Source organism: Tautonia plasticadhaerens, from assembly GCF_007752535.1.
GTDB classification, from domain to species: Bacteria; Planctomycetota; Planctomycetia; order Isosphaerales; family Isosphaeraceae; genus Tautonia; species Tautonia plasticadhaerens.
Map to the genome: position 1 here is coordinate 1087666 of NZ_CP036426.1, position 24088 is coordinate 1111753.

General features: G+C 73.9%; 19 protein-coding genes. 10 read left to right on the forward strand and 9 right to left on the reverse strand.

Going from position 1 to position 24088, the window contains the following annotated elements; genetic code table 11:
- The first annotated feature begins 45 nt into the window (after positions 1 to 45).
- Complete coding sequence (locus ElP_RS04110; RefSeq protein WP_145267423.1) at positions 46 to 708, forward strand: hypothetical protein; 663 nt, start codon at positions 46 to 48, stop codon at positions 706 to 708.
- A gap of 155 nt (positions 709 to 863) precedes the next feature.
- Positions 864 to 1943: a spore photoproduct lyase family protein gene (locus ElP_RS04115; RefSeq protein WP_145267424.1), complete on the forward strand. Its 1080-nt coding sequence runs from the start codon at positions 864 to 866 to the stop codon at positions 1941 to 1943.
- A 21-nt stretch (positions 1944 to 1964) separates the two neighbouring features.
- On the opposite strand, the gene ElP_RS04120 is transcribed toward ElP_RS04115, so the two are convergent.
- From ElP_RS04120 to ElP_RS04130, 3 genes are all read right to left on the reverse strand, one after another.
- Entirely contained in the window at positions 1965 to 2342 is a 378-nt protein-coding gene (locus ElP_RS04120; RefSeq protein WP_145267425.1) for a hypothetical protein, read from the reverse strand.
- Between the two features lie 154 nt (positions 2343 to 2496).
- Complete coding sequence (locus ElP_RS04125) at positions 2497 to 3018, reverse strand: hypothetical protein (RefSeq protein ID WP_145267426.1); 522 nt, start codon at positions 3016 to 3018, stop codon at positions 2497 to 2499.
- A 109-nt stretch (positions 3019 to 3127) separates the two neighbouring features.
- Entirely contained in the window at positions 3128 to 3745 is a 618-nt protein-coding gene (locus ElP_RS04130; protein ID WP_145267427.1) for a hypothetical protein, read from the reverse strand.
- Between the two features lie 182 nt (positions 3746 to 3927).
- On the opposite strand from ElP_RS04130, the gene ElP_RS04135 reads away from it, so the two are divergent.
- The 3 genes from ElP_RS04135 to ElP_RS04145 are packed head-to-tail and all read left to right on the forward strand — an operon-like array spanning position 3928 to position 8150.
- Positions 3928 to 6396, forward strand: coding sequence for a M28 family metallopeptidase (locus tag ElP_RS04135; RefSeq protein WP_197446698.1), 2469 nt, complete (start codon positions 3928 to 3930; stop codon positions 6394 to 6396).
- Positions 6393 to 7895, forward strand: a complete 1503-nt coding sequence (locus ElP_RS04140; protein ID WP_231749477.1) for an APC family permease — start codon at positions 6393 to 6395, stop codon at positions 7893 to 7895. Before ElP_RS04135 ends, ElP_RS04140 begins: the two co-directional genes overlap by 4 nt.
- 39 nt (positions 7896 to 7934) lie before the next feature.
- Positions 7935 to 8150: a hypothetical protein gene (locus tag ElP_RS04145; protein ID WP_145267428.1), complete on the forward strand. Its 216-nt coding sequence runs from the start codon at positions 7935 to 7937 to the stop codon at positions 8148 to 8150.
- Here the strand turns inward: ElP_RS04145 and ElP_RS04150 are convergent.
- A protein-coding gene (locus ElP_RS04150; RefSeq protein WP_145267429.1) for an IS630 family transposase occupies positions 8129 to 9267 on the reverse strand; the annotation gives its coding sequence in 2 pieces (ribosomal slippage) (positions 8129 to 8829 and positions 8829 to 9267; 1140 coding nt in all). The genes ElP_RS04145 and ElP_RS04150 overlap by 22 nt on opposite strands.
- Before the next feature lie 80 nt (positions 9268 to 9347).
- Here ElP_RS04150 and ElP_RS04155 point away from each other — a divergent pair.
- Positions 9348 to 10337, forward strand: a complete 990-nt coding sequence (locus ElP_RS04155; protein ID WP_197446699.1) for an alpha/beta hydrolase — start codon at positions 9348 to 9350, stop codon at positions 10335 to 10337.
- Positions 10338 to 10640: 303 nt separating this feature from the next.
- The gene (locus ElP_RS04160) at positions 10641 to 11840 is read left to right on the forward strand and encodes a hypothetical protein (protein WP_145267431.1); all 1200 of its coding nucleotides are present in this window, start codon (positions 10641 to 10643) and stop codon (positions 11838 to 11840) included.
- Positions 11841 to 11868: 28 nt separating this feature from the next.
- On the opposite strand, the gene ElP_RS04165 is transcribed toward ElP_RS04160, so the two are convergent.
- Positions 11869 to 12570: a metallophosphoesterase gene (locus ElP_RS04165; protein WP_145278212.1), complete on the reverse strand. Its 702-nt coding sequence runs from the start codon at positions 12568 to 12570 to the stop codon at positions 11869 to 11871.
- A 183-nt stretch (positions 12571 to 12753) separates the two neighbouring features.
- Between ElP_RS04165 and ElP_RS04170 the strand changes: the two genes are divergently transcribed.
- Positions 12754 to 14529, forward strand: coding sequence for an alpha/beta hydrolase family protein (locus ElP_RS04170; protein WP_145267432.1), 1776 nt, complete (start codon positions 12754 to 12756; stop codon positions 14527 to 14529).
- Between the two features lie 140 nt (positions 14530 to 14669).
- Here ElP_RS04170 and ElP_RS04175 read toward each other — a convergent pair whose 3' ends face one another.
- Together ElP_RS04175 and ElP_RS04180 are read right to left on the reverse strand one after the other, a co-directional pair.
- Positions 14670 to 14846 (reverse strand): Flp family type IVb pilin, encoded by a 177-nt coding sequence (locus ElP_RS04175; protein WP_145267433.1) that lies wholly within the window; start codon positions 14844 to 14846, stop codon positions 14670 to 14672.
- A 163-nt stretch (positions 14847 to 15009) separates the two neighbouring features.
- Positions 15010 to 16008 (reverse strand): pyridoxal-phosphate dependent enzyme, encoded by a 999-nt coding sequence (locus ElP_RS04180; RefSeq protein WP_231749479.1) that lies wholly within the window; start codon positions 16006 to 16008, stop codon positions 15010 to 15012.
- Between the two features lie 454 nt (positions 16009 to 16462).
- On the opposite strand from ElP_RS04180, the gene ElP_RS04185 reads away from it, so the two are divergent.
- A complete protein-coding gene (locus ElP_RS04185; RefSeq protein ID WP_145267434.1) occupies positions 16463 to 17452 on the forward strand; it encodes an SGNH/GDSL hydrolase family protein in 990 nt (329 codons plus the stop codon).
- Positions 17453 to 17725: 273 nt separating this feature from the next.
- On the opposite strand, the gene ElP_RS04190 is transcribed toward ElP_RS04185, so the two are convergent.
- Positions 17726 to 20812: a protein kinase domain-containing protein gene (locus ElP_RS04190; RefSeq protein ID WP_145267435.1), complete on the reverse strand. Its 3087-nt coding sequence runs from the start codon at positions 20810 to 20812 to the stop codon at positions 17726 to 17728.
- A gap of 346 nt (positions 20813 to 21158) precedes the next feature.
- On the opposite strand from ElP_RS04190, the gene ElP_RS04195 reads away from it, so the two are divergent.
- Entirely contained in the window at positions 21159 to 22772 is a 1614-nt protein-coding gene (locus ElP_RS04195; protein ID WP_145267436.1) for an HD-GYP domain-containing protein, read from the forward strand.
- 6 nt (positions 22773 to 22778) lie between these two features.
- Here ElP_RS04195 and ElP_RS04200 read toward each other — a convergent pair whose 3' ends face one another.
- Positions 22779 to 24014 (reverse strand): zinc ribbon domain-containing protein, encoded by a 1236-nt coding sequence (locus tag ElP_RS04200; protein ID WP_145267437.1) that lies wholly within the window; start codon positions 24012 to 24014, stop codon positions 22779 to 22781.
- Positions 24015 to 24088: the final 74 nt, after the last annotated feature.

Genomic DNA, 24088 nt, shown 5'->3' on the forward strand with positions numbered 1-24088 from the left:
GGGAATGGGTGAATTTCCCCCCGGATCGCCCCAGAGGAGCCCGCCATGATCGCCTCGCGTCCAGGATTGTTCGCCCTGGCCCTGTCGGCCGCCGTCTCGGCGGTCGCCCCGGCGTCCCGGGCCCAGGTCACCACCGGGGCCGACCGCTACATGGGGTCGACCCAGGCCTCGCTCGGCCGGGCCTCGGCGATGGGCTCGAACTTCGTCACCCCGGGCGCCGGGAGCGGCTCGGCGATGATCGGCGCCGCGAACCAGTCCTTCGACCGGACGAACGCCGCGATGCGGTCGATGCTCACCAACCGGGCGGCGACCGTCCGGGGCCTGGGGCAGGCGGCGGTCTATCGGACCCCGGACAACCTGTACGGCGTCTACTGGCAGATGCACTACGCGAACCAGGCCCGCCTGGTCGCCGTCGGTTCGAGCGGCCCGTTCGGCATGACCCCCGCCGCCGCCCGGGCGATGATGGAGGCCAACGCCCGGAGGCAGCTCCAGATGGAGGTCCGGGGCGAGCAGCTCCGGCGTCGGATGGACCTGTACAACCCGGAATTGCCGCCCGACCCGGGCATCTTCACCCCGGACACGATCCTCAACGACGTGCCCGGGGCCGACCTGATCCGGCGCGACCGCGAACGCCAGGCCGACGAGCTTCGGGCCCGCCTCGGGGGGACGGAGCGGCCCCGAGCCCGGGGCGATCGCCCCCGGGACTGAACCGGGCCGATCCGCCGGGTGGGGGGCTCGACGGCCGCTGGACGCCTGTCTACAATCCGCCCGGCGGCCGAGGGCGACCGGGCGGACCGGTTTGTGCCCGATGACGATCGATCGCGTCGGGCCGCCCTTTCGCTTCAAGGACGAAGGGGGCGGGGATGCCGACCGCGTCGCCGGGGCCGGCCGCGTTGCTCGACGTGGGGACGATCTACCACGAGCCGGCGGTGCCCGACCACCCCCGGGGCCGGGAGATCCTGGGTCGTTTCCCCCACGCCCGACGCGAGGTGGTCCGCTCGCACTGGAACATCCCCGGCCTGCACGGCAACGAGGGGAAGGCCGAGGACTGGCTGCGGACCAAGAAGACGACCCTGGTGCTGGGCCTCCGCAAGGGGATGGAGATCCGCCCCAACGGCCGGTCGGCCGACTTCATCGCGCCGGGGGCCTCCAACGGCTGCGCGATGGCCTGCTCGTACTGCTACGTGCCGAGGCGAAAGGGATACGCGAACCCGATCACCACGTTCGTGAACGTGGACGCCATCGCCGCCGCGATCCGTCGGCACGCCGACCGGCTCGGCAGGAAGGAGGCGCCGAACCAGGTGGACCCCTGGTTCTGGGTCTACGACGTCGGCGAGAACGGGGACTGCTCGGTCGACGCGGCGATCTCGGACAACGTCCGGGACCTGGTTGCCCTGTTCCGGGACCTGCCGAACGCCAAGGCGTCGTTCGCCACCAAGTCGGTCAACCGAGAGCTGCTCGACTACGACCCGAGGGGCAAGACCCGGGTCCGGTTCAGCCTGATGCCCCCGGTGGTGGCGAAGCTGCTCGACGTGAGGACCTCGACGATCGCCGAGCGGATCGCCGCCATCGACGACTTCGTGGCCGCCGGGTACGAGGTGCACCTGAACCTCAGCCCGGTGGTCTACTACGAGGGGTGGCTCGACGACTACCGGGAACTCTTCTCGGACGTGGACGCGAGGATCGGATCGAAGGCCCGGCGGCAGCTCCGCGCCGAGATCATCTTCCTGACCCACAACGACCGCCTGCACGAGGTGAACCTGCGCTGGCACCCGAGGGCGGAGGAACTGCTCTGGGTGCCGGACCTCCAGGAGTCGAAGGTGTCGGAGACCGGGGGGACGAACGTCCGGTACCGCCGGGGCCTGAAGCGGCAACTCGTCGCCGAGTTCGAGGCGCTCCTGCGCGAGACGCTGCCCTATTGCGGCATCCGATACGCGTTCTGATCGCAGCCGGCCCGGCGGCGCTCACGGGCCGTCCGGGTCGATCATCGCCGGCTTCCTCGGGCCGGGCGCGGCGGGGGACTCCCGGCGGACCCGGACCGGGCAATGTTCGACCGAGGCGCAGGGCCAGAGGAACTCGCCGACGATCACGATCATCTCCCGGGTCGCCCCGGCCTCGTCCCGGACGACGACCCGGTAGGCGTTCTGCGCATTGCTGACCGACATCGAGAGCCGGATCAGCCAGAGGCTCCGCATCGAGACGAGGCGGTAGCCCTCCTCCGCCGCCCAGCGTCGGACCGCCGCCGGGGCCACGTACCAGGAGAAGCGGAGGGAGAGGACGAGGGTGCCCGCCACGAGCAGGAAGAAGGCGAACCCGAAGACGGATTGGGCGGCGTGCAGCATCGCATGATCCCCGATCTCGGGTCGACCGCGGGGGAGGCCGGCCACCCCGGCGGCTCGGGGCATGCGATCGGGCCGGGCCTCGCGGTTCCAGGCACGTTCGCGGGCGGGCCCGCCTTATTGCGGGGATTCGGGACGCGACCCGGGCGACCCGGGATCACCCCAGCAGCCAGAGGGGGCAGTCCCGGCGGACGGCCTCGTTGGCGGCCAGGCCGAGCCGGGCGAAGGTGAGGACCTCGGGGGGCTCGGAGACGGGGCCGTCGACGGGGTCCTCGGCGACCCGGAGCAGGTCGAGCAGGGCGGTGTCGTCGAGGGGGAGTTCCCACCGGGCGGCCAGGGAGGCCAGCTCGCTTCGGAGGCCCGGAAGGCTGGCGCATCGGAGCGGGCCGCCGACGGAGAGCGGCAGCGTGACGGCCCGGACGTGGGCGGGCAGGAAGACGCCGGTCCCCTCGCCGACGACGGCCGAGAGGTTCGGCACGGCGTCCTCCCCCAGCTCCTCGGCGGCCCGGCGCCGGAGTTCCACGAGGTCGTCGGGGGGCAGCTCGCCGAAGCGTCGGGCGGCGACGCCCTCCCACTCCCCCTCGGCGCCGAAGGCGCGGTCGATCACGCGGGCCACCTCGATCCCGACCCGGTCCGCGAAGGTCCCCTTCGCACCACCGATCGCCACGGAGAGCGTCATTGGGGGTCTCCTCCGGCCGGTTCGTGACGGCCGGACGATGGAAGCCTATCGGAGCCTGGAACTGCACGGTGAGGGGACGACGGTGAGGAGGCGGGGCGTTCCCGCTCGGTCATCGGCCCCGGGCGGCCTCGGGGGCTGGGCCGGGCCGACGATCGTACCAGTATCGCACGGCGGGCGTCGACACGCCCGGGCCTTCCCGGCCGATTTCCCCGGGGGGGGGATTCGGCCCCGGCCCTCCCCCCTCGCCGACGACCTCGGCGTGGAGGTAGCCCCGGTCCTGGAGGGCGGGTCCGACGGGTCCGGAGTCGATCCGGAACGAGCCCCGGATCGGCCCCTCGGCGTCGAGGACCAGCCGGGCCCGCTCCCGGTAGGGCATCGGCCGCTCGTTGGCCAGGACCGGCCCGTCGGGGTCGTCCCGCCGGCCCTCGACCGGCTCCACGAACCGGCCGAGCGGCAGGTCGACGGCGGCCCCCTCCGGGTCGTCCCCCTCCCAGGCGATCCGGAGCCGGGCGGCCCTCCAGGCGGGTCCCGGGGAGTCGGGGTCGGGGACCCATCGGAATCGTTTGATGACCCGGGGGCCGGCGGGAAGGGCGAAGACGGCTCGGCTCCGGCCGATCAGGTCGACCTCGAACCGGGCGTGGATGACCTCGACCTCCGGCGCCCCCCGCTGGGGAGGGGGCGGGGGCGTCGGGCCGATCGCGATGGCGAGCGACAGGACCAGGGACATCGCGGATCCTCGACCCGATCGGGCACGGGTGGCCGGCGGGGCTCGCCGCTGGTGAAGAGGGGGGCTGGCGTCGGCCTGGGGGGGGCCTTATCCTGCTCAGACGCCTCCGGGGCGGACCCGCTTGAGGATGCCCCCGGGCGGCCCGTCCTGTCAAGTCGCCTCGGCCCGGAGCAAGCGCCCTGATGCATCGAAACCCGCCGGCCGCGTCGCCCCGCCTCCCCCTCCTGCTCGCCGCCGTCCCGCTGGCCGCCCTGATTTCGGGCCCGGGCCCGACGGCGGCCGCCCCCCCGGGCGACGACCGGCCCCCCGGCGTCCTGCCGTCCCGGGCGGGCTCGCTGGCCGAGGCCGAGGAAACGGCCCTGGCCGTGCCCAACCCCGACTCGGCCCGGGGCCTGCTCCGGAGGCTGACCGAGGAGCCCCACGTCGCCGGGACCGAGGCGGGCTACGAGACGGCCGTGTTCGTCCGGGACAAACTCCGGGAGTGGGGCTGGGAGGCCGAGTTCGCCGAGTACAAGGTGCTCCTGAACGAGCCCGACGGCCTCCCCTCGGTGACGATCGTCCGCCCGGAACGGGTCGAGCTGAAGGTGACCGAGGACCCATACACGCCGGACAAGGACTCGGCCAGCCCCGAAGCCTGGCCCGCCTTCCACGGCTACGGGGTCTCGGGGGACGTGACCGGGCAGGTCGTCTATGCGAACTACGGGACGGTCGACGACTTCGACACGCTCGACGAGGTCGGCGTCGACGTGGCCGGGAAGCTGGTGCTGGCCCGGTACGGGGGCATCTTCCGGGGCCTGAAGGTCCTGAACTCCCAGCGTCGGGGGGCGATCGGCGTCCTGCTCTACTCCGACCCGGCCGACGACGGCTATGCCCGGGGCGACGTCTACCCGAGGGGCCCGTTCCGGCCCCCCTCGGCCATCCAGCGGGGGAGCGTGCAGTTCCTGTCGCTCGGGCCGGGCGACCCCTCGACCCCGGACGGGCCGTCAGTGGCGGGGGCCGAGCGGCTGCCGTTCCACCCGACCCTGGGTTTCCCCTCGGGGAGCCTGGACCTCCCCGAGGGGTTCGAGCCACAAGGGGAGGGGGCGGGGTTCCTGCGAGGAAGTCTCCTGAATCAGGTCGCCGGGGAGAGGCTCGACCGGAGCGGCATCGACCCGAACGAGGATCTCGGGACGCTGGTCGCCCGATTCGACGTCGACCGCTGGGAGGAGCAGACCGGCCTGGACCGGGACGAGTACTTCGCCGCCATCCCGTCGCTGCCGATCAGCTACGAGGCGGCGGAGCCGATCCTCCGGGGGGTCGCCGGGCCGGAGGTCCCCGAGGGCTGGCAGGGGGGCCTGCCGCTCGCCTATCACGCGGGGCCTGGGCCGATTGAGGTGAACCTGAAGGTCGGGACGAGGTACCAGATCAAGACGATCCAGAACGTCATCGCCACGCTCAAGGGGGAGGCCGAGCCCGACCGCTGGGTGCTGGTGGGGAACCACCGGGACGCCTGGACCTACGGCGCGGTCGACCCGAGCAGCGGGTCGGTGGCCACGATGGAGGCGTGCCGGGCGATCGGGGAGGCGTACAGGGGCGGATGGCGCCCGAGGCGTACGCTCGTGTACGCGAGCTGGGACGCCGAGGAATACGGCCTGGTCGGCTCGACCGAATGGGCCGACGAGCACGCCGGGGAGCTGGACGAGAAGGCCCTGATGGTCCTGAACGTGGACTCGGCCGTCTCGGGGCCGGATCTGGACGTCGAGGGGATCCCGTCGCTGCGGGACCTGCTGCTCGACGCCGCCGAGGACGTGGTCGACCCGGACTCGGGCACTTCGATGCGGGAGGTCTGGGAGGACCGGAAGCGGTCGGAGTGGGCGAAGTCCGTCCGGCTGGAGCTGCCGGGGCTGGCCGAGGCGGGGAGCGAGCCCGAGTTGCCGGGGTACTCGCCGATACTGGGCCCCTTGGGCTCGGGGTCGGACTACACGGCGTTCGTCGACCACCTGGGGATCCCGGCCCTGAACGTCGACTTCGGCGGGCGGTACGGGGTCTATCACTCGATCTACGACGATTACTTCTGGATGGAGAACTTCGGCGACCCGGGCTTCACCCGGCACACCGCCGCGGCCCGGCTCTACACGCTGATCCTGATGCGGGCGGCCGGCGCCGACGTGGCCCCGCTCACCTTCACCCCCTACGGCGAGGCCCTGGCGCAATACCTGGATGACCTCCGGGTCACGGTCGCCCGCAAGGCGATCGCCCCGGACGGCGAGGAGGCCGCGGTCCGGTTCGAGGGGCTGGCCGAGCTGGCCTCGGCCGTGCTCGACTTCCGGGAGCAGGCGGAGGCGCTCGACGAGGCGACCGCCGCCCTGGCCGACCGGGAGGAGGTGGCCGACGGGACGCTGCCCGGGGTGAACGACGCGCTGATGCGGGTCGAGCGGGCCTTCCTGATCGACGAGGGCCTGCCCGACCGCCCCTTCTTCAGGCACTCGGTCTACGCCCCCGGCCTGACGACCGGCTACGCGAGCTGGCCGATGCCGGGGATCCGGCAGGCGATCGAGGAGGAAGACCAGGAACTCTTGAATGAGCAGTTGCCGGTCCTCGTCGATCGGATCGCCGCCGCAACCGGGGCGATGGCCGAGGCCGAGCGGCTGGCGAAGGGCGGTGACGAATGAACGATCGCGACGATCCCGACGGGGCGATCCCCGCCGATCCGGCCCTGCTGCCGACCAACTCCCGGACGACCCTGCCGAGGGTGCTGGGGCCGGTGACGGCCTTCAGCGCGATCGTCGGCTCGGTGATCGGCTCGGGCATCTTCATCGTGCCGGCGAGGGTGGCGGAGGCGGTGCCGGCGGTCGGGGTGATCGGCCTGATCTGGATCCTGGGGGGGGTGTTCAGCCTGGCCGGGGCGCTGACGGTGGCCGAGCTGGGGGCGATGCTGCCGCAGGCGGGGGGGCCGTACGTCTACCTGAAGGAGGCGTTCGGCAAGCTCGTCGGGTTCCTGTTCGGCTGGACGGAGTTCCTGGTGATCCGGTCGGGGTCGGTCGCGGCCCTGGCGGCGGGGTTCGCCCTGTACTTCGGCGAGGTCGTGCCGCCGCCGTGGGACATCCCCCGGGCCGCCTGGGAGGCGGGGGTGGCGATCTCGGCGATGACGACGCTGGCGGCGTTGAACGTGATCGGGGCCCGGGTGGGGGGCGGGGTGCAGGTCTTCGGCACGGTGCTGAAGGTGGGGACGATGGCGGCGATGATCCTGCTGCCCCTGCCGTTCGTGCTGGGGGCCGCCCGGGTCGAGAACCTGAATCCGGTCTGGCCGGGGGACGTCAATGCGGCCCTCGGCCGGGCGATGCTGGCGGCGATGGTGGGGGTGCTCTGGACGTACGACGGCTGGATCAACATCACCGCGCTCGCCGAGGAGATCAAGGATCCCGGCCGGAACATCCCGAGGGCGGCGATCCTGGGGACCCTGACGCTGATCGCCCTCTACCTCGGGGTGACCCTCTCGTACCACCTGGTCCTGCCGATCTCGGACGTGGCCATGCCCCCCGGGGGGAGGAACGTGGCGGGGGCGTACTTCGTGGCGTTGCTCGGGGCGCCGGGGGCGTGGGTGATCGCCCTGGTGGTGATGTTCTCGATCTTCATCGCCCTGAACGGCAACGCCCTCTCGGGCCCGAGGGCCTACTTCGCGATGGCCCGGGACGGCCTGCTGCCGCACTTCCTGAGCCGGGTGCATCCCCGGTTCCGGACCCCCGCGGCGGCGATCGTCACCCAGACGGCCTGGGCCGCCCTGCTGACGGTGGCGGGGGCCACGTTCCTGCTGATCCCGGCCCCGGGCTCGGGGGGCGTCCTGCCGGGCTGGGCGCGGGAGGCCTGGGCGAAGCTGAACGAGACGCCCCTGTATGACGTGCTGTTCTCGTTCGTGATCTTCGGGGCGACGTTCATGTACGCGCTGACGGTCGCCTCGGTGTTCATCCTCCGGAGGACCCGGCCCGACCTGCACCGGCCCTACCGGACGTGGGGGTACCCGGTCACGCCGATCGTCTACCTCGCGGCGGCGGGGCTCTTGCTGGCGAACATGCTCCGGGAGACGTTCGCCGAGTCGGTCGTCGGGCTGGGGATCATCCTGGCCGGCGTGCCGGCCTACTACGCGATGCGCCGGCGGTCGACGTCGGCGTGAGTGACGGACGACCCATCAACTCCCATCGTCGAGGCCCCCATGATCCTCTCCCTCGTGCTGCTCACGTCACTGGCCGCCGACCCGATCACGCCGAGCCAACTCCGGGAGGCGCTCAAATCGCCCCCGAAGGGCGAGGTGGCGATGACGCTGGCCGATCGCATCCGGGAGAGCCTGCCCGAGGGGGCCGACCCGGCGCGGGGCGCCCACCTCGCCGAGGAGGGGCTAGTGAAGCGTCACTCGTTAATCTTCGGGTAGAGGTGCCTCAGCTTGATCCGGGCGTCCTCGGTGGTGAAGTGCCACTCGACGCCCACCTGTTTGGCGTTCCGGCGCTCGCCCCAGGCGCCGGCCTCCCCGGCCACCTCGTCCTGCACCGCGATGCGCCGGTCCAGGCACTGCCGCGTCAACACCGACAGCTCGATCTCGGCGACGTTCAGCCAGCTGCCGTGCTTCGGCGTGTGCACCAGCTCCAGTCGCCGCGCCAACCGCAAGGCCTCGGCCGGCTCGAACGCCTTGTACAGCGACGCCAGCGAATGGGTCACGAGGTTGTCGCAGACCAGCGTGATCCGCTCGGCCTCGGCGTGGCGCGGGTCGTCCACCAGCCGCTGCACCCGGTGGGCCCAGTCCACGGCCGTCTTCGCCTCGGTCACGCGCACGTCGCGCCAGCCGGCCAGCGGCTCGACGAACATCCACACCGTGCAGGTCCCCTCGCGGACATACTCGTAGTCGACCCGGGCCGGGCGTCCGGGCGCCGCCGGCGATGGCCGCCGCGCCTCGGCGATCAGCTGCTTGGGCTGTTCGTCCATGCAGACGACGGGGCGCCTCGGATCATACGGGCGCCGGTAGGCCTCCAGGACCTGCTCCATCTGGCAGACGAAGGCCGCGTCCTGCTCCGGCGGGATGCACCACATCCGCCTGAGCCACGGCTTCAGCGCGCTTTTTTCAAAGAGCGGCGGACGGTCTCGTGCGAGACCGCCGCGACGACCTCCAACTCCACCAGGCGCTCGGCCAGCAGCCGGAGCGACCAGCGGGCCAGGCCCCTGGGCGGCTGCGAGCAGGCCAGGGCCGTCAACCGCGCCTCGTTCTCGCCGCCGAGTTTGGGGACCGCCGACGGGGTCCGCGGCCTGCGCTGCAGCAGCGCCATCGGCCCGTGCTCGACGGCCCGCTTGCGCCACGACTCCAGGCTGCGGGTCGTGACGCCGAACGCCTCGGCGATCTTCGCGTCGGGCCAGGCCGGCCCGTCGGGCCCCTGGTCGCACTTGAGCAGGGCCTGAGCCCGCTGCACCTTCCAGCCGGCGATGTTGCCCTTGCGGACCAGGCGAGCCAGCTCGGCCCGCTCTTCGGCCGTCAGCTTCAGGACGTACTTCTTTGCCATGGCAACCCCCCCGGCGAGCCACGATGCGGCCGGACAAGGGGGGTCATTTTACCCGAAAATCAGCGAGTGACGCTTCACTAGTGGCGTTCGTCGTCGAGGCGCCGGCCGACGCCGACCCGGCCCCGAGGCTGGAGGGGATGGTGACGAGGCAGCAGGGGAGGGACCTGACGCCGATCGGCGACTCGGGGCTCTGGGCGACGGTGCTGGAGGTGCCGAACGATCAGAAATTCAACTATGAATTCTCCAGCGGCCGGGGCCGGGGTCGGGGGCGGATCGGCGGGGGGACGGTCGAGATGCCGGGCTGGGCCCCTCCGCCGGAGTCGGCCGAGCGGCCGGGGCAGGCCTACGGGGAGTTCCGCCCGTTCGACTTCCGGAGCGAGGTGTTCGGGAACGACCGCACGGGCTGGAGCTACGTCCCGGCGGCGTACGACGGCTCGGGGCCGGCGGCCTTGATGGTCTTCCAGGACGGGGACGCCTACCGGCGCGAACACGTCGGCACGGTGGTCGAGAACCTGATCGCCGACGGCGACATGCCGGTCACGATCCTCGCCCTGCTGAACCCGGGGGTCAACGACGACGGGTCGAGCAACCGGAGCGTCGAGTACGACACGATGAGCGACCGCTACGCGACGTTCCTGGCCGAGGAGGTGATGCCCCGGCTCGAATCCGAGTTCGACCTGCGGGACGACCCTTCGTCGCGGGCGATCGGCGGCGCCTCGTCGGGGGGGATCTGCGCCTTCACCGTCGCCTGGGAGCGGCCGGACCTGTTCGCCCGGGTCTGCTCCCACATCGGCAGCTTCACGGACATCCGGGGGGGCGGGAGCTACCCGGGGGTCGTCCGGGAGTCGGACAAGAAGCCGATCGCGAAGGTCGTCCTGCACGACGGGCGCAACGACCTGATCAACCGGTTCGGCGACTGGTGGGAGGCGAACAACCGGATGCACCAGGCGCTCTCCGAATCGGGATATGAAGTGGAGTTCGTCACGGATGAGAGCTTCCACGGCTACCAGGCGGCGGGCCGGGTGCTGCCGGAGACGCTCCGGATGACCTGGGAGGGTTGGGACGACTGAGGGCGGATCTCGCCCGGCCCGGGAGGCGGAGCGTCGGGGTGGCCGGGGTCGGGCGGCGCGGCCCCCGGTGGGGAGGCGATCGGGGCCGGGGGCCGCGCCGCCCGACCCCGGCCGGCCGGGCCCGGGCCCCCGGGCCGCGGCCATCCCCCGAATCGCCCTTGTGCGGTCGGGGCGAATCGCTATGGTGTGGGTCGAGATGATGGGGCGACCCCGCGCGGCGTTGAGTGCCGAGCGGTGCGGAGGGTCGGGGTGCCCAGGAACCCGGTCGCGACCGGGGCGGAAGCCGGCAAGGAGGCCCCTGGCATGGATCGCCGCACGGCCTTGTTCGGGACGATGATGCTCGGCGGCCTGCTCGGCCGGTCGGCCCGGGGGCAGGATCGCCGATCGGGCTTCCGGCCGGCGCAGGAGACGCTGGGGGAGCCGGCGCTGGAGCCGGACCTGGGGATCGGGGCCGACCCGATCGCCCCCGACCCCGGCGGCGGGGCGGCCTCGGGGGCGGACCCGGCGGAGGACGTGCCGTTCGTCCCGCCGTCGCAGATCACGCAGGACGGGCTGGGCTGGGGGATCTTCAACATCGCCCCGTACACGGCCCTGCCCCACTCGAGGGACACGGCCCGGCCCGAGGCGGCGCTGGTGGAGTGGATCTTCCGGTTCACGGGGTCGGGGATCTGGCACGGCGAGGACCTGTCGGTGCTCAGCGTCACGCCGAAGCAGCTCCGGGCCTTCCACCGGGAGGAGGTGCTCGGCCGGGTCAACGAGGTCTACAAGCGGTTCGTCGACGCCTGGTTCGACGTGCTGACGCTGCGGGTCCGGATCGTCGCCGCGACCGACCTGAGGTGGCGCTACGACCTGTTCTCCCGGCTCGACTCGGTGAAGCTGGGGGAGGACGGGAGGGGCGGGCCGCAGGGCCAGCACGCCTGGCTGGTGGAGCCGAGCACCACCGAGCGGCTGATGGCGACGATGTCCCTGAGCCAGTCGTTCCGGGTGATCGAGGAGCGGAAGGAGCCGATCGTCAACGGCCAGACCCTGGCCATGAAGACCGGCCTGAAGGACCCGATCACCTACCGGGGCGGCCTGGACCGGTCGAGCAAGGTCCAGATCGGCTTCGAGCCGACCGTGGAGGCCGTGGAGGAGGGGGTGGTGCTGCGGGCCAGCCCGCTGCTGAGGGAGGACGGCACCTCGGTCGACCTGGCGGTGGACCTGGGCGCGACGGTCGTCCGCCGCAAGCACCCGACCCGGGTGATCGTGCCCCGGCAGATCGGCCCGGCGGAGATGGACATCGAGGTCCCCGAGGTCGCCCACACGAGGCTCAACCAGACGATCCCCGCCTGGCCGCTGGACAAGACCCTGATCCTCTCCGCGGGGATCTTGCCGGGCATCTTCCTGAACAAGGGGGGCCCGCTGAACCTGGGCCTCGGCGGGCCGAGCCAGACGGAGCTGCTCGTGGTGCTCGACCTGCAGAGCAACCTGGAATCGGCCCGGAGGAGGCGCGACCGGGGCTGATCGGCGTCCGATCGGGGGGGACGGGGGGTCAGGCCCCTCGGCCGGCGAGTGCCGCCCGGAGCGGGCCGAGCGGGCCGAAGTCGAGCAGCTCTCGGCCCGACCCGGCGAAGCAGCGGAGCGACGCCCGCCGCAGGGCGGGGGGCAACGCCGCGGTGCCGACGTCGAGCCCGGCGGCGTTGGGGGAGAAGGCGGGCAGGGCGATCGTCCGGTCGTCGACGAGGAAGCAGGGGGCCGTCACCCCCCCGGCCCGCAAGGCCGGGTGGTGGTGGCCGAAGACGGCCCGATCGGCCCGGATCGGCCGGTGCCCGTGGGAGACGGTCCATCCGCCGAGCCGGATCGACTCCGGCAGGGCGGGGAGGCGCCGGGGGTCGTGGTTCCCGGCGATCAGGACCAGCTCGACCCCCCGATCGGCCAGCCGTCGGCGGAGGCGTTCCGCGTCCCGGGCGGACCTCGGGCAGGGCGAGGCGGACTCGGTGAGGTCCCCGGCCACGACGAGCCGGTCGACGGCGACCCGGCCGAGCAGGCGGTCGAGCTTGGCCAGCGTCTCCCCCAGCGAGTGGGACGGCACCACGTCCCCGCCGGCGGCCCGGGCCCACTCGTAGCCGAGGTGGACGTCGGCCACCACGGCGACCCGCCCCCCGTCCGACTCGAAGACGGCGGCCCCCTCGGGGGCCAGCCGCCAGCCCGGGGGGCCGTCGATCATCCCGTCCTCGCCCGGTCCCGCCGCCATCGCCCGGCCCTCGACGTGCCAATCCCTCGGCGTCCCAGGGTAGCCGGGGCGGCCCGGGTCGGGGAAGGGGGCCGGCACGCCCGGAATATCCCGAGGCCCGGGACGAAGACCCCCCGGGCCGATCCCCCGGGGGGTGGCCCCTTCGCTCCGATCCACGCCGAGTCACACCGGGGGGGGAGGACCATGACGAGGATCCTGATCGCCGTGGCGATGGTCGGGATGTCCGGCCCGATCGCCGAGGACCCGGGGCCGCCCCCGGGCGTCGGCCACTGGGTCGGGCCCCTGCGGATCGGCCCGGCGGAGTTGTCGATGGTGCTGCACGTCGAGCAGGGGGAGGACGGCGCCCTGTCGGCCACCCTCGACAGCCCGGACCAGGGGTCCTTCGGCCTGGAGGTGGCCTCGATCTCGGTGCAGGGCCGCACGCTCCGGTTCGAGATCCCGACGCTCGACGCCCGGTTCGAGGGGACGCTCTCCGAGGACGGCACGACCCTCTCCGGCACCTTCACCCAGCGGGGCCAGGGGTTCCCGCTGACGATGACCCGGACCGCCGAGGAGGATCTGCCCCGCCCCGTCGACCCGCCGGAGGTGCTGCTCGGCATCTGGGAGGGGCCGATCGAGCTTCCCCTGGGCCAGACGCTCCGGGTCGCGCTCCGGGTCGAGCCGGACGAGGGCCGGCCGGGGATGCGGACGATCGCCTTCGACAGCCTCGACCAGGACGTGAGGGGGATCCCGGTCACGGCGGTCGAGGTCGACGGGGAGACGGTCCGGTTCGAGGTGAAGTCGATCGGCGGGACGTTCGAGGGGACCTTCGACGAGGAGAGGTCGAGCATCTCCGGCACGTGGTCGCAGTCGATCATGACGATGCCGCTGACGCTGGAGAAGGTCGAGGAACTTTCGACCCGGGTCCGGCCCCAGCAGCCGGAGCCGCCCTTCCCGTACGGGGTGGAGGAGCTGACGTTCGAGAATCCCGAGGCGGGGATCACCCTGGCCGGGACCCTGACCATCCCCGAGGGGGACGGGCCGTTCCCGGCCGCCGTGATGGTCAGCGGCTCGGGGCCCCAGGACCGGGACGAGACGCTGCTGGGGCACAAGCCGTTCTGGGTCATCGCCGACCACCTGGCCCGGGAGGGGGTCGCCGTGCTCCGGTTCGACGACCGGGGCGTGGGGGGGTCGGGCGGCGACTTCGAGTCGGCCACCTCCGAGGACTTCGCCACCGACGCCCTGGCGGCCGTCCGGTTCCTGAGGGGCCGCCCGGGGGTCGACGGCGAGGCCGTCGGCATCATCGGCCACAGCGAGGGGGGGATCGTCGGCCCGATTGCCGCGACGAGGGCCCCCGGGGAGGTGGACTTCCTCGTCCTGCTGGCCGGGACGGGGGTGACCGGCAAGGAGATCGTCCTGAGGCAGGCCGACCTGATCGTCCGGGCCTCCGGCGTCCCGGAATCGGCGTCGAAGGCTCAGGTGGACGCGCTGGGGCGGATGATCGCGCTGGTCGAATCCGGCCGGGAGGGCGGGGACGAGGAGGAGGAACTCCGGGAGACCGTCGCCGGCGCCCTGGACGCCCTCGATCCGGGGCAACGCGAGGCCCTGGAGGAGACGCAGGGGGGGCTGGCCGAGGCCGCGTCCCGGGCCGGGGACCAGTTGCGGAGCCCCTGGTTCCGCTTCTTCCTGTCGTACGACCCGGCGCCGACGCTGGGGGCGGTCGACTGCCCGGTGCTCGCCATCTTCGGGGGGAAAGACATGCAGGTCGACCCCGAGCAGAACGCCCCGAGGGTGGAGGCCGCCCTGGAGGAGGCGGGGGACGACCGGTCGTCGGTCGAGGTCCTGCCGGGCCTGAACCACCTCTTCCAGCACGCCGAGACCGGCGCCCCCCTGGAGTACGGCGGCATCGAGGAGACCTTCGCCCCCGAGGCGCTCGCCCGCATCTCGGGCTGGATTCGGGGGGTGACCGGGAGGGAGTGATCCGGGATCGCGTCGAACCCGGGCCATCCCCGACCACGCCGAAGGCCGGTGATCGAGGCGATCCGGCAGGGACCCCGTCCCCGGGGGTCGAGGAAGACGACCCGGGCCCGGACGACCGGGCGGCTTCGGGCTGCCCGGAGTCAGTCGCCGGCGGGGGTGATCGCCTCGGCGATGGCATTGAGGTTGCCCTGCCAGAAGGCATTGCTGGCGCCGCCGAGGGCGCCGATGCCGGCGATCGTGACGAGGATCAGCATGGCGAGCATGACGCCGTACTCGACCGCCGTCGCCCCCGACTCGTCCGCCGCGATCCTGCGCATCCAGGGGGGGATCATCGGCAGGGCCCTTTCGCGAGGGGAGGGGGAGGGAGCGGGTCGACCCGGACCCACGGGCCGATCGACTCGCGGGGTCCTCCGCGGAGAACCCTAGGTCGGGAATCGGGGTGCGCCAATCCGACCGGATCCGGTCCCTCCGGGGGGGCGATCAGGGGCCGTCCCCCAGCCAGCGATCGGCGAGGGCGCGGAACATGGGGTCGAGGTCGACGTTGCCCCCGGTGAGGATGACGCCGACGCGACGGCCCTCGACCCCCGGGACCCTCCCGACCAGCAGGGCGGCGACCGGGACGGCGCAGGAAGGCTCGACGATCAGGTTCATCCGCTCCCAGACGAACCGCATCGCCTCCAGGATCTCCGGCTCCTCGGCGGTGACGATCCGCTCCAGGTGCCGGGAGAGCACGGCGAAGGTCCGGGGGCCGAGGGAAGTCCGGAGGCCGTCGGCCACGGTCTTCGGGTCGTCGGAGGGGAGGATCGAGCCGACCTGCAGCGACCGCCGGGCGTCGTCGGCCCGGCCCGGCTCGGCCCCGACGAGCCGGGCCTCGGGCATCGCCCCCGAGGCGGCCAGGCAGGTGCCGGCCATCAGGCCGCCGCCGCCGACGGGGGCCATGATCGCGTCGAGCGGCCCGGCCTGCTCGATCAGCTCCAGCGCCGCGGTGCCAGCCCCTGCGATCACCCTCCAGTCATTGAAGGGGTGGACGAGGACGTAGCCGTGCTCCTCGACCAGGCGGTCGACGGTGCGCTCCCGGTCCTCGACCGTCGGCTCGCAGGGGACGACCCGGGCGCCGTAGCCCTCGGTGGCGGCCCGCTTCACCGCCGGGGCGGTGCGGGGCATGACGACGCAGGCCGGGACGCCGGCGAGCCGCCCGGCCAGCGCGAGCGCCTGGGCGTGGTTGCCCGAGGAGTGGGTGACGACCCCCCGCCGCCGCTCCTCCTCGGAGAGCTGGAGCACGGCGTTCATCGCCCCCCGGAACTTGAAGGCGCCGACGCGCTGGAGGTTCTCGCACTTGAGGAAGACCGACGCCCCGGCCCGCCGGTCGATCGCCGAGCAGGTCATGACCGGGGTGCGGTGCGCCCAGGGTTCGAGCCGCCGGGCCGCCTCCCGGACGTCCTCGATGCCGATGGGGATCTCAGGCGGGTGATCGCTCACGTCCACGTCTCCGATGCGAGGGCCGGGAGGCCGACCGGTCCCAGGCCGCCGGCCTCGGGAGCACCCCGGGGCAGTTGGTTCGATCGGGTCGGCCGTCTCGGCTCAATTGTAAGGGAGTTAGGGAGGGGCCCGGAACCGACGTCGATCGTCCGGGTCGGGACGGCCGGCGTCGGGCTGGCGCCGGTCCGCCTTCGACGACGGGGCCGGGCCGGCAGACGGGTCGGGTCGCTGGGGCCGGGAGGCGGGGGGCCGGCGAGGCCCCTCGGGCCGTCTCAGGGCCGTTCCCGACCGCCGGGCGGGCCCCGCGGGGCCCGCCCGGCGGCACTGCCCGCTAGGCACGGGAGACGCCGAGTTGCTATAAGTCCTCCGCGATGACGCATTGATACGGCCGGGAAGCCCCGGACGGCGACCCGGCCGATCGACCCATTCCAATAGCTGGTGGAGGAGTACACCGATGAGTTTGAATCGCATTTGGGGCGCGGTGCGGCCGGTCGCGACCGCGATGATCGCGCTCGGGCTCGTGGCCGCGGAAGCCGGGGCCGGGACGACGATCTACGCCTTCGGCGACAGCCTGATGGACACCGGCAACGTCCTGGAGCGCTCGGGGGGGACGGTCCCGACGCCGCCCTACGCCGGCGGCCGGTTCACCAACGGCCCGGTCTTCGTCGAGGTGCTCGCCGATCAGCTCGGCCTGGCCAGGCCGACCCCCTCGCTGCTGGGGGGGACGAACTACGCCTACGGAGGCGCCCGCACGGGGGACGGGGCGGGTCCCGTCTTCTTCCGGGGAGAACTGGTGCCGGTCTTGGCCGACAATGTCGGGATGCAGGTCGACACCTTCATCCTGGGGGGTGGCTCGCTCGACGCGGATGACCTGGTGGTCATCAACGGCGGGGGCAACGACATCCTCAGCGTGTTGCTGGGGGTGACGCCCGACCCGGTGGGCTGGGCCGGCGAGCTCGTCTCGTCGATCGCGGAGCTGGCCGGCGTCGGCGGCAGCCGCTTCGTGGTCGCCAACCTGCCTCCCCTCGGCCTGACGCCGCTGCTGCGATCGCTGGGCGGGGACCTTCCCGGGACGTTCAACCTGCTCTCGAGCGTGTTCAACCAGGCGCTCGACGCCGGGCTCGACGCCCTGGAGGCGAGCCTCGGCCTGGAGATCTTCCGGCTCGACGTGGAGGGGATCACCGCGGCGAGCGTCGCCGACCCCGGCCGCTTCGGGCTCTCGAACGCGACGGATGCGGCCTTCCCGATCGGCGGCGACGTGGTCGCGAACCCGGACGAGTACCTGTTCTGGGACGACGTCCATCCCACGGCGGCCGGGCACCGGCTAGTGGGGGTCGCCGCGGCGCAGCTGGTGATCCCCGAGCCGTCGAGCCTGGCCCTCTCGGCCCTCGGCGCCGCCTCCGGCCTGCTGGCCGTCGCCGCCCGACGACGCCGGGCGGCCTGATCCCCCCGGCCGGCGGCGGGGCGACCCCCCCCGAGTCCCCGGGGAGGGCCGCCCCCGGGGCTCTCACGATTCGGAGGCGTTCGGGGAGTCCCTCCCGACGAGGACGGGCCGATTCCGAGTCCCTCGGGAGGGTCGGCATCGGGAATTGGGGGGCGGAGGCCCCTCCGACACGGCTTCCCGTGGGGAGGAGGCTCCGCCCCCCGACCCCTCCGGATTGCGTGCGGGTGCCGTCGGAGCGGACGGCAGCCCGCGAGGGTTGGGGTTACCCGGTCGTCACTCGATTTCGAGCAGGCGACGGAACTCGGCGAGCGTGCGGAGGGGCTCCAGGTCCGGGTCGGATCGGGCGAAGGCGGGGGGGAACCCGGCGTCGAGGGCGCGTCGGAGCAGCGAGAGGGCGTCTTCGAGCAGGCCGGGCTCGTCGGCCGACCGGGAGAGGACGCAGAGGGCGGCGGAGGCGTTGTAGAGGCGCTGGGGTGTGGGGGAGTGCCTCAGGACGTCGACGTCGGCCCGGCAGGACCGGAGGCCGAGCCGGGCGCGGACCAGGGCCCGGAGCTGCACGGCGTCGATCAGGCCCGGCTCGGCGTCGAGGGCCTCGTCGAGGTGGCCGAGCGCGGCCTCGGGGTCGTCGGCCCGGAGGGCGTGGGCCATGCCCAGGTGGGCCCGGGCCATCCGGGGGGAGGTCGACAGGGCCCTCCCGAAGTCGAGCCGGGCGGAGTCGGGGTCGTCGGCCAGCCGGACGAAGCCCCGGGCGACGAGGATGGTGGGGTCGTCGGGGCGGTCCTCCAGGGCGACGGCGAAGCGGCGCTCGGCCTCGTCCCGGCGGCCGGAACGGGCCAGGGCCTCCCCCCAGGCGGCGAGCAGGGCGGGATCCCGACGGCCGTTGCGGTTGACGGCGTATTCGAGGTCGGCGGCGGCGCGTCGGGGCTCGTCCAGCTCCAGGCTGGCCAGGGCCCGGTTGATCCGGGCGGTGACGAGGTCGGGATCCAGGGCCACGGCCCGGTCGTAGGCGCGTCGGGCCTCGGCCACCCGGCCGTCGAGGGCGAGGGCCAGGCCCCGGTTGGCGTGGGCCCAGGCCGAGTCGGGGTCGAGCAGGGTGCAGGCGGCGAAGTCGGAAGATGCGGCGGCGTACCGGCCCTGGTCGAAGTGGCAGAGGCCCAGCGCGAACCAGGACCAGAAGCGCCTCGGGTCCAGGCCGATCGCGGTGTCCAACTGCGGCTCGGCGCGGTCGGGGCGGCCGGCGGCGAGGGCGGCGGTGCCCCGGAGGTAATAGTCCCGGGCGGTCTCCGGGGGCAGCTCGGCGGCCCGCTCGCGGTCCCGGGCCGCCCGGTCGGCCAGGCCGAGGGCGGCGGCGTAGGAGGCACGCTCGGCATAGAGGGTGGAGGGGGGGCGGGGGTCGATCCGTTCGGCCAGGCCGAGTCGTTCGACCGCCCGGGCCAGGGCCCGCGCGTATCGCCCTTCGGGCCCGTCCCGGGCGGAGAGCACGGAGGCCCGGGCCTCCAGCATGAGCAGCTCGGCGAGCTGCTCGGCCAGGAGCAGGCGGTCGGTGGGGTCGAGGTGCCGGGCGATCGGCCCCTCGGCCCAGCGGTCGCCGAGGCGGTCCATCTGGAAGCGGTCGAGGGTCTCCCGGGCCCGGGAGAGGCCGTGCAGGAGCTGATTCTCGGCGTCGTGGTCGAGGTCCGAGGCGGTGTTGAGCAGGAGCTGGCATTGGGTGAAGTCGGCCTCGAAGTCCCGGAGGGCCAGGCGGGCGGCATCGGCCTGCCAGCGGCCCCGGACGCCCGCCAGCACCCCGGCGATGGCGACCAGCAGGACGAGGGCGACCAGGGCGACGGAGGTCGAGCTGCGGAGCTGGGGGTTGCGGCGGAGGAATTTCGCCGCCTGCTCACGGAGGCTCGGCTCGGGGGCGTACTTGAGCGGGAGGTCCTCCAGGAAGCGGCGGAGGTCCTCGGCGAAGTCGCCGGCCGCCTGGTAGCGCCGCCAGGGCTCCGGGTCGAGGCACTTGCGGAGGATCGCCTCCAGGCTCCAGGGGATCTCGGGGTTGGTCAGCCGGGCCGACGGGGGACCGGCCCGGCGCTCGGCGATCATGTCGTCGAGGACGTGGGCCATCGGCGGGCCGTCGGGTGGGTCCCGGAACGGGTGGTGCCCGGCGACCATCTCGAAGAGGATCAGGCCGAGCGAATAGAGGTCGGAGCGCTCGTCGACGGCGTGGGAGGGGGTGGTCCCCCTCGGGTGGAAGGCGTCGAGGTGCTCCGGGGCCATGTACGGCAGGGTGCCGCCGACCCGGGCCCGGCTGCCGGCCTCGCCGGGCTCGGAGACCACCGAGAGGTTGAAGTCCAGGATCATCGGCATGCCGTCGGCCGTGATCAGGATGTTCGACGGCTTGAGATCCCGGTGCAGCAGCCCCCGGGAGTGGGCGTGCTCCAGCCCCTCGGCCAGCCGGGCGGCGATCCAGGCCGAGGCCTGGATGGAGCTGGCCCGCTTGAGGAAGACCCGGGCGGGCTGGGCGTGCTCGGCGTCGGGGTCGTCGGGGCCGTGCTCCTCGACGCCGATGCCCCAGTCGGCCAGCCGCGCCCAGTAGCGTGCCAGGACCGATCGGACCTTCGAGGGGGAGGCCCCGCCGGCGCCGTCCCGGCCGGGGTCGTCGGCCTCGGCCGAGGACCTCGGGCCCTCCCGACGCTCGGCGCGGACGGTCCCCGAGGGGTTGCCGGGGAGGGAGGGCGGGGGGCCCCCGACCTGGTCCAGCGCATGGACGAGGCTCCCCCCGGTGGCGACCGAGGCGGCCCGGGCCTCGGCCCCGGCGGCCTCCAGCACCTGGGCGAGGTTGGCGCCGCCGAGGTACGGCATGCAGATCAGGTGCAGGCCGGTGCTCGGGTCCTCGTGGACCGAGTGGATCGGCACGATGTGGGCGTGCTGGAGCCGGGCGAGCAGCTGCGACTCGTCGGCGACCGGCTGCGAGGAGGCCTTCAGCGCGACCATCCGGCTGGCCAGGGCGAGCTGCTCGGCCAGGTAGACGCGGGCGAAGGCGCCCCGGCCCAGCTCCCGGAGGATCCGGAAGTCGTCGAGCCGCTCGCCGGGCCCGGGGAATCTCGGGCCGGACTTCGGGGGCGCCCGCCGGGCGATCGGGCCGACGTGGGGCCCGGGGGGCTCGCTCTCGAAGAGGTTGAGCGAGAAGTCCAGGGCGTCGGACGGGTCGATCGGCGTCGGCCCCGGGCCGGCCGGGACCGGGGACTCCCGGGTCGGGGGGGCGGGCCCGGGGCCCGGGTCCGGGGGCTTCGAGGCGCCGGGCTCGAGCCTCAGGTCCCAGAACCGGGCGAGGTCGAGGTCCGAACGGTCGTCTCGGGAGCCCGGCGTCCGATCGGTCATCGCCTCGCCTCGCCCTGCCTCACCACGAATCGGTTCGAATCGAACCGATTCGACGCGGTCGGCCGGGCCCGGCCCGGCCCGGACCTCCCCCTCTTCGGCGGCCCCGGGGTCGCCTCCTGCGGGGAGCATAGGGCGCGAATGCCCTGGGGAGGCCGCGAGATCGCGGTAAGGCGGCGGTGGTGCCGGTTATAGCATCCTGGGGTCGGTTAAAATAACCGACTCGACGCCGGATTCCGGTTGCCCCGTCCGTCGGGGCGCTCTAGCGTTCGCTTGGGCCGCCCCGATCGGTCGGGGGAGCGCCCCGGGTGGTCGGGCCCGGCCCGAGCACGGACAACCGGGAGGATCCATGCATACCGGCAGCACGATCGAGCCGTCCGCTCCGAGTCTCGAGCCCGGGCCGGTCTCGGCAGAGCGGGAGGAGCTGTCGAGGCGTCGGGCCAGGGCGTTGAGCCTGGAGTTCACGGCGCCGGTGGGCCTGCTGGAGACGGACCGCGACGGCGAGGCCCGGTGGGCGGCCCGGGTCGGGGACGAGTCGATCCGTTGGCCGAGGCCGGAGCGGGCCGACCGGGTGGCGGGCGAGGGGGGGGGCGACCCGGGGGGGGCGGCCCTCTGGTACGCCGGCCCTCCGGAGGAGCACCTCTGGCTGATCCTTCGGATGCCGCCCCAGGGGGGGCGGCCGGGGGTGGCGTCGACGACCGCGTGGGTCGGGTTCGCGGCCCCGGGCGTCAAGTCGAGGCCCCCGGGGCGGGCGTGGGGGCCGTCGGTGCCCCCGCAGGCGCTCCTGGCCTGGGGACGCGAGGTGGTCGGCCGGCTCGCCGGGGACGCCGGGTCTCCGGGCCCGGGGGGCGACCGCAGTCGGGTCCGGCTGCCGGACCGGCTGACCCGGGAGATGCACGTCTCCGACCCGCCGGGCCGGTTCCAGAGGCTGGCGGTGCAGTCGCTCCGGGACGCGATGGCGGTGGCGGCGGTGGCGTGGGTGCCCAGGAGCCGTCGGGACCCGGTGGTGATGGTCGGCGCGATCGAGGGGCTCGGGCCCGAGGCGGTCCGACTGCTGCTGCCGGACCGGATGGAGGCGGACGCCGGGGGCTGGGACGATCGACCCTTCCAGGGGGTCGTCGGGGTAGAGCACGCGCTGGCGGTCTCCAGCGACACCGAGGGGGCCCCCGGCTGGCTCGTGGCGATCAACCCGATGGACGGCCGACCCTTCGGCCGGGACGAGGCGGACCTGCTCCGGCCGGTCGCCAGCCTGATCTCGGCCCAGCGGAGCAACGCCCGGCACTACGCCGAGCTGAAGGAGCTGCTCTTCGGCGTGATCCGGTCGCTGACGGCGGCGATCGACGCCAAGGACCCCTACACGCTCGGCCACTCCGAGCGGGTGGGGAGGATCGCCGTGGAGCTGGGGGAGGAACTCGGCGTCTCGGCCAACGAGCGGGGGGACCTGTACCTCTGCGGCCTGCTGCACGACGTGGGGAAGATCGGCGTCTCCGACGCGGTGCTCCAGAAGCCGGGCCCGCTGACGGGCGAGGAATTCGACGAGATCCGGCAGCACGTGAGGATCGGCGTCCAGATCCTCTCCGACCTGAAGAAGCTCAACCACCTGCTGCCGGGAGTGGCCCACCACCACGAGAACTTCGACGGCTCCGGCTACCCCGACGGCCTGGCCGGCGAGGCGATCCCGAGGATCGCCCGGATCCTGGCCGTTGCCGACGCCTTCGACGCCATGTCCAGCACCCGTCCCTACCGCCGTCGCCTCGCCGCCGAGCAGATCGACCGGATCTTCCGGGACGGCTCGGGCGTGCAGTGGGACCCGGCCGTCGTTGACGCCCTGTTCGCCTGCCGGCCCCGGGTCGAGCGGATCCGGCAGAAGGGGCTGGGGGACAGCGTGATGCAGGTGGTCGACGACACCGTCGGCCGGGCCCACTGCGCCTCGATCTCCCGGGCCCCGGCCGTCGCCGGCTGACCCGGGTCAGGGCGCCTCGGGGGCGGGGGGCAGGCCCTTGAGCTTCAGGCGGAGCCGATCGGCGAGCTCCTCCAGGGCGTCCCGGCGGAATCGGGCCTCGACCTCGGGGCTCCGGTCGGTGGCCAGGGCGAGTCGGCTGCCCTCCATCGCGGCGAGGCCGGGCAGCGGGACCCGGGTCCGGGCCTCGACGTGCTCGGCCCAGGCGTCCGAGCCGAGGCGGTCGAGCGCCAGGTCGACGGCGAAGCAGGTCGTGCGGTTGGGGGAGTGCTGGTAGCGGGCCCCCTCCCGCTCGACGATCGTCGCCCCGAGCCGGAAGGGGGGAGTGCCCGCCAGCCCGGCGATCGTCGAGTCGTCCGGGAGCAGCAGGTAGCCCCTGTCGGCCAGCCCCCGGGCCAGGATCGCGGCCACCTCGCCCTCGATCGGGCCGCCCGACGGGGCCGAGGGGGCCACTCGGACGACGATCGGGCCGACCCGGGCCCCCTTGAGTTCGATCAACGCGGCGGCGAACGACCGGACGCGGTCCCGGGCGCCCTCGGCCACGCCCCTCGGCAGGCGGTCGAGCCCGTCGTCGACCCGGCCGGCCTCGGCCAGCGCCTCGGCCGACCGGCCGGAGGCCCGCGCCCGGTCGGCCTGCTCGAGGCGGCAGTCGGCCCATCGATCGGCGGCCGAGGTCAACGCCCGGGAGGCCGGGCCGGCGAGGTCGGCCAGCGCGGGGTCGGCCATGACGCGATCGAACAGCGCCTTCGCCTCGTCGAGGGCCAGGTCGGGGGGGAGCCCGGGGAGCGTCGCCAGCCGGGATTCCGCGGCGAGCCTGGCCTGCTCGTCCCGGCGCACGACCAGGGCCGAGCGGCCCCCGGGGGGCTCCAGGCCGTGCCGGAGGGCGATCGAACTCGCCCGCTCCAGCAGGAGCAAGGCGGAGGCCGGGTCTCCCCCCCGTTCGGCCTCCCCGGCCTCGGCCAGGGCCCCGGCGAGCTCGGCCCGCCGCGCGGACCGGATGGAGGACTCCCACCATTGCCAGGCGACCAGCGGCCCGGCGACGACGGCCAGGACGGTCGCGGCCAGGGGCAGCCAGGCCCTCCATCGGGGGAGTCTCCGACGCCGCATGCCGAATCGCCGGGGGAAGAACGGGACCTCGGCCAGCGTGCCGCAATGGCCGCACCGGACCCGGCGGCCGGGAGAGGTCCGGCCCAGGTCGATCCTCCGGCCGCATTCCGGGCACCCGAATGCCAGCGAACTTCCCATCCGATCGACTCCCGCCCCATCCGGGCCCGGTTCGTTCGATCCCCGATCCGCAGCGCAGGCGGTCCCTCCTGGAC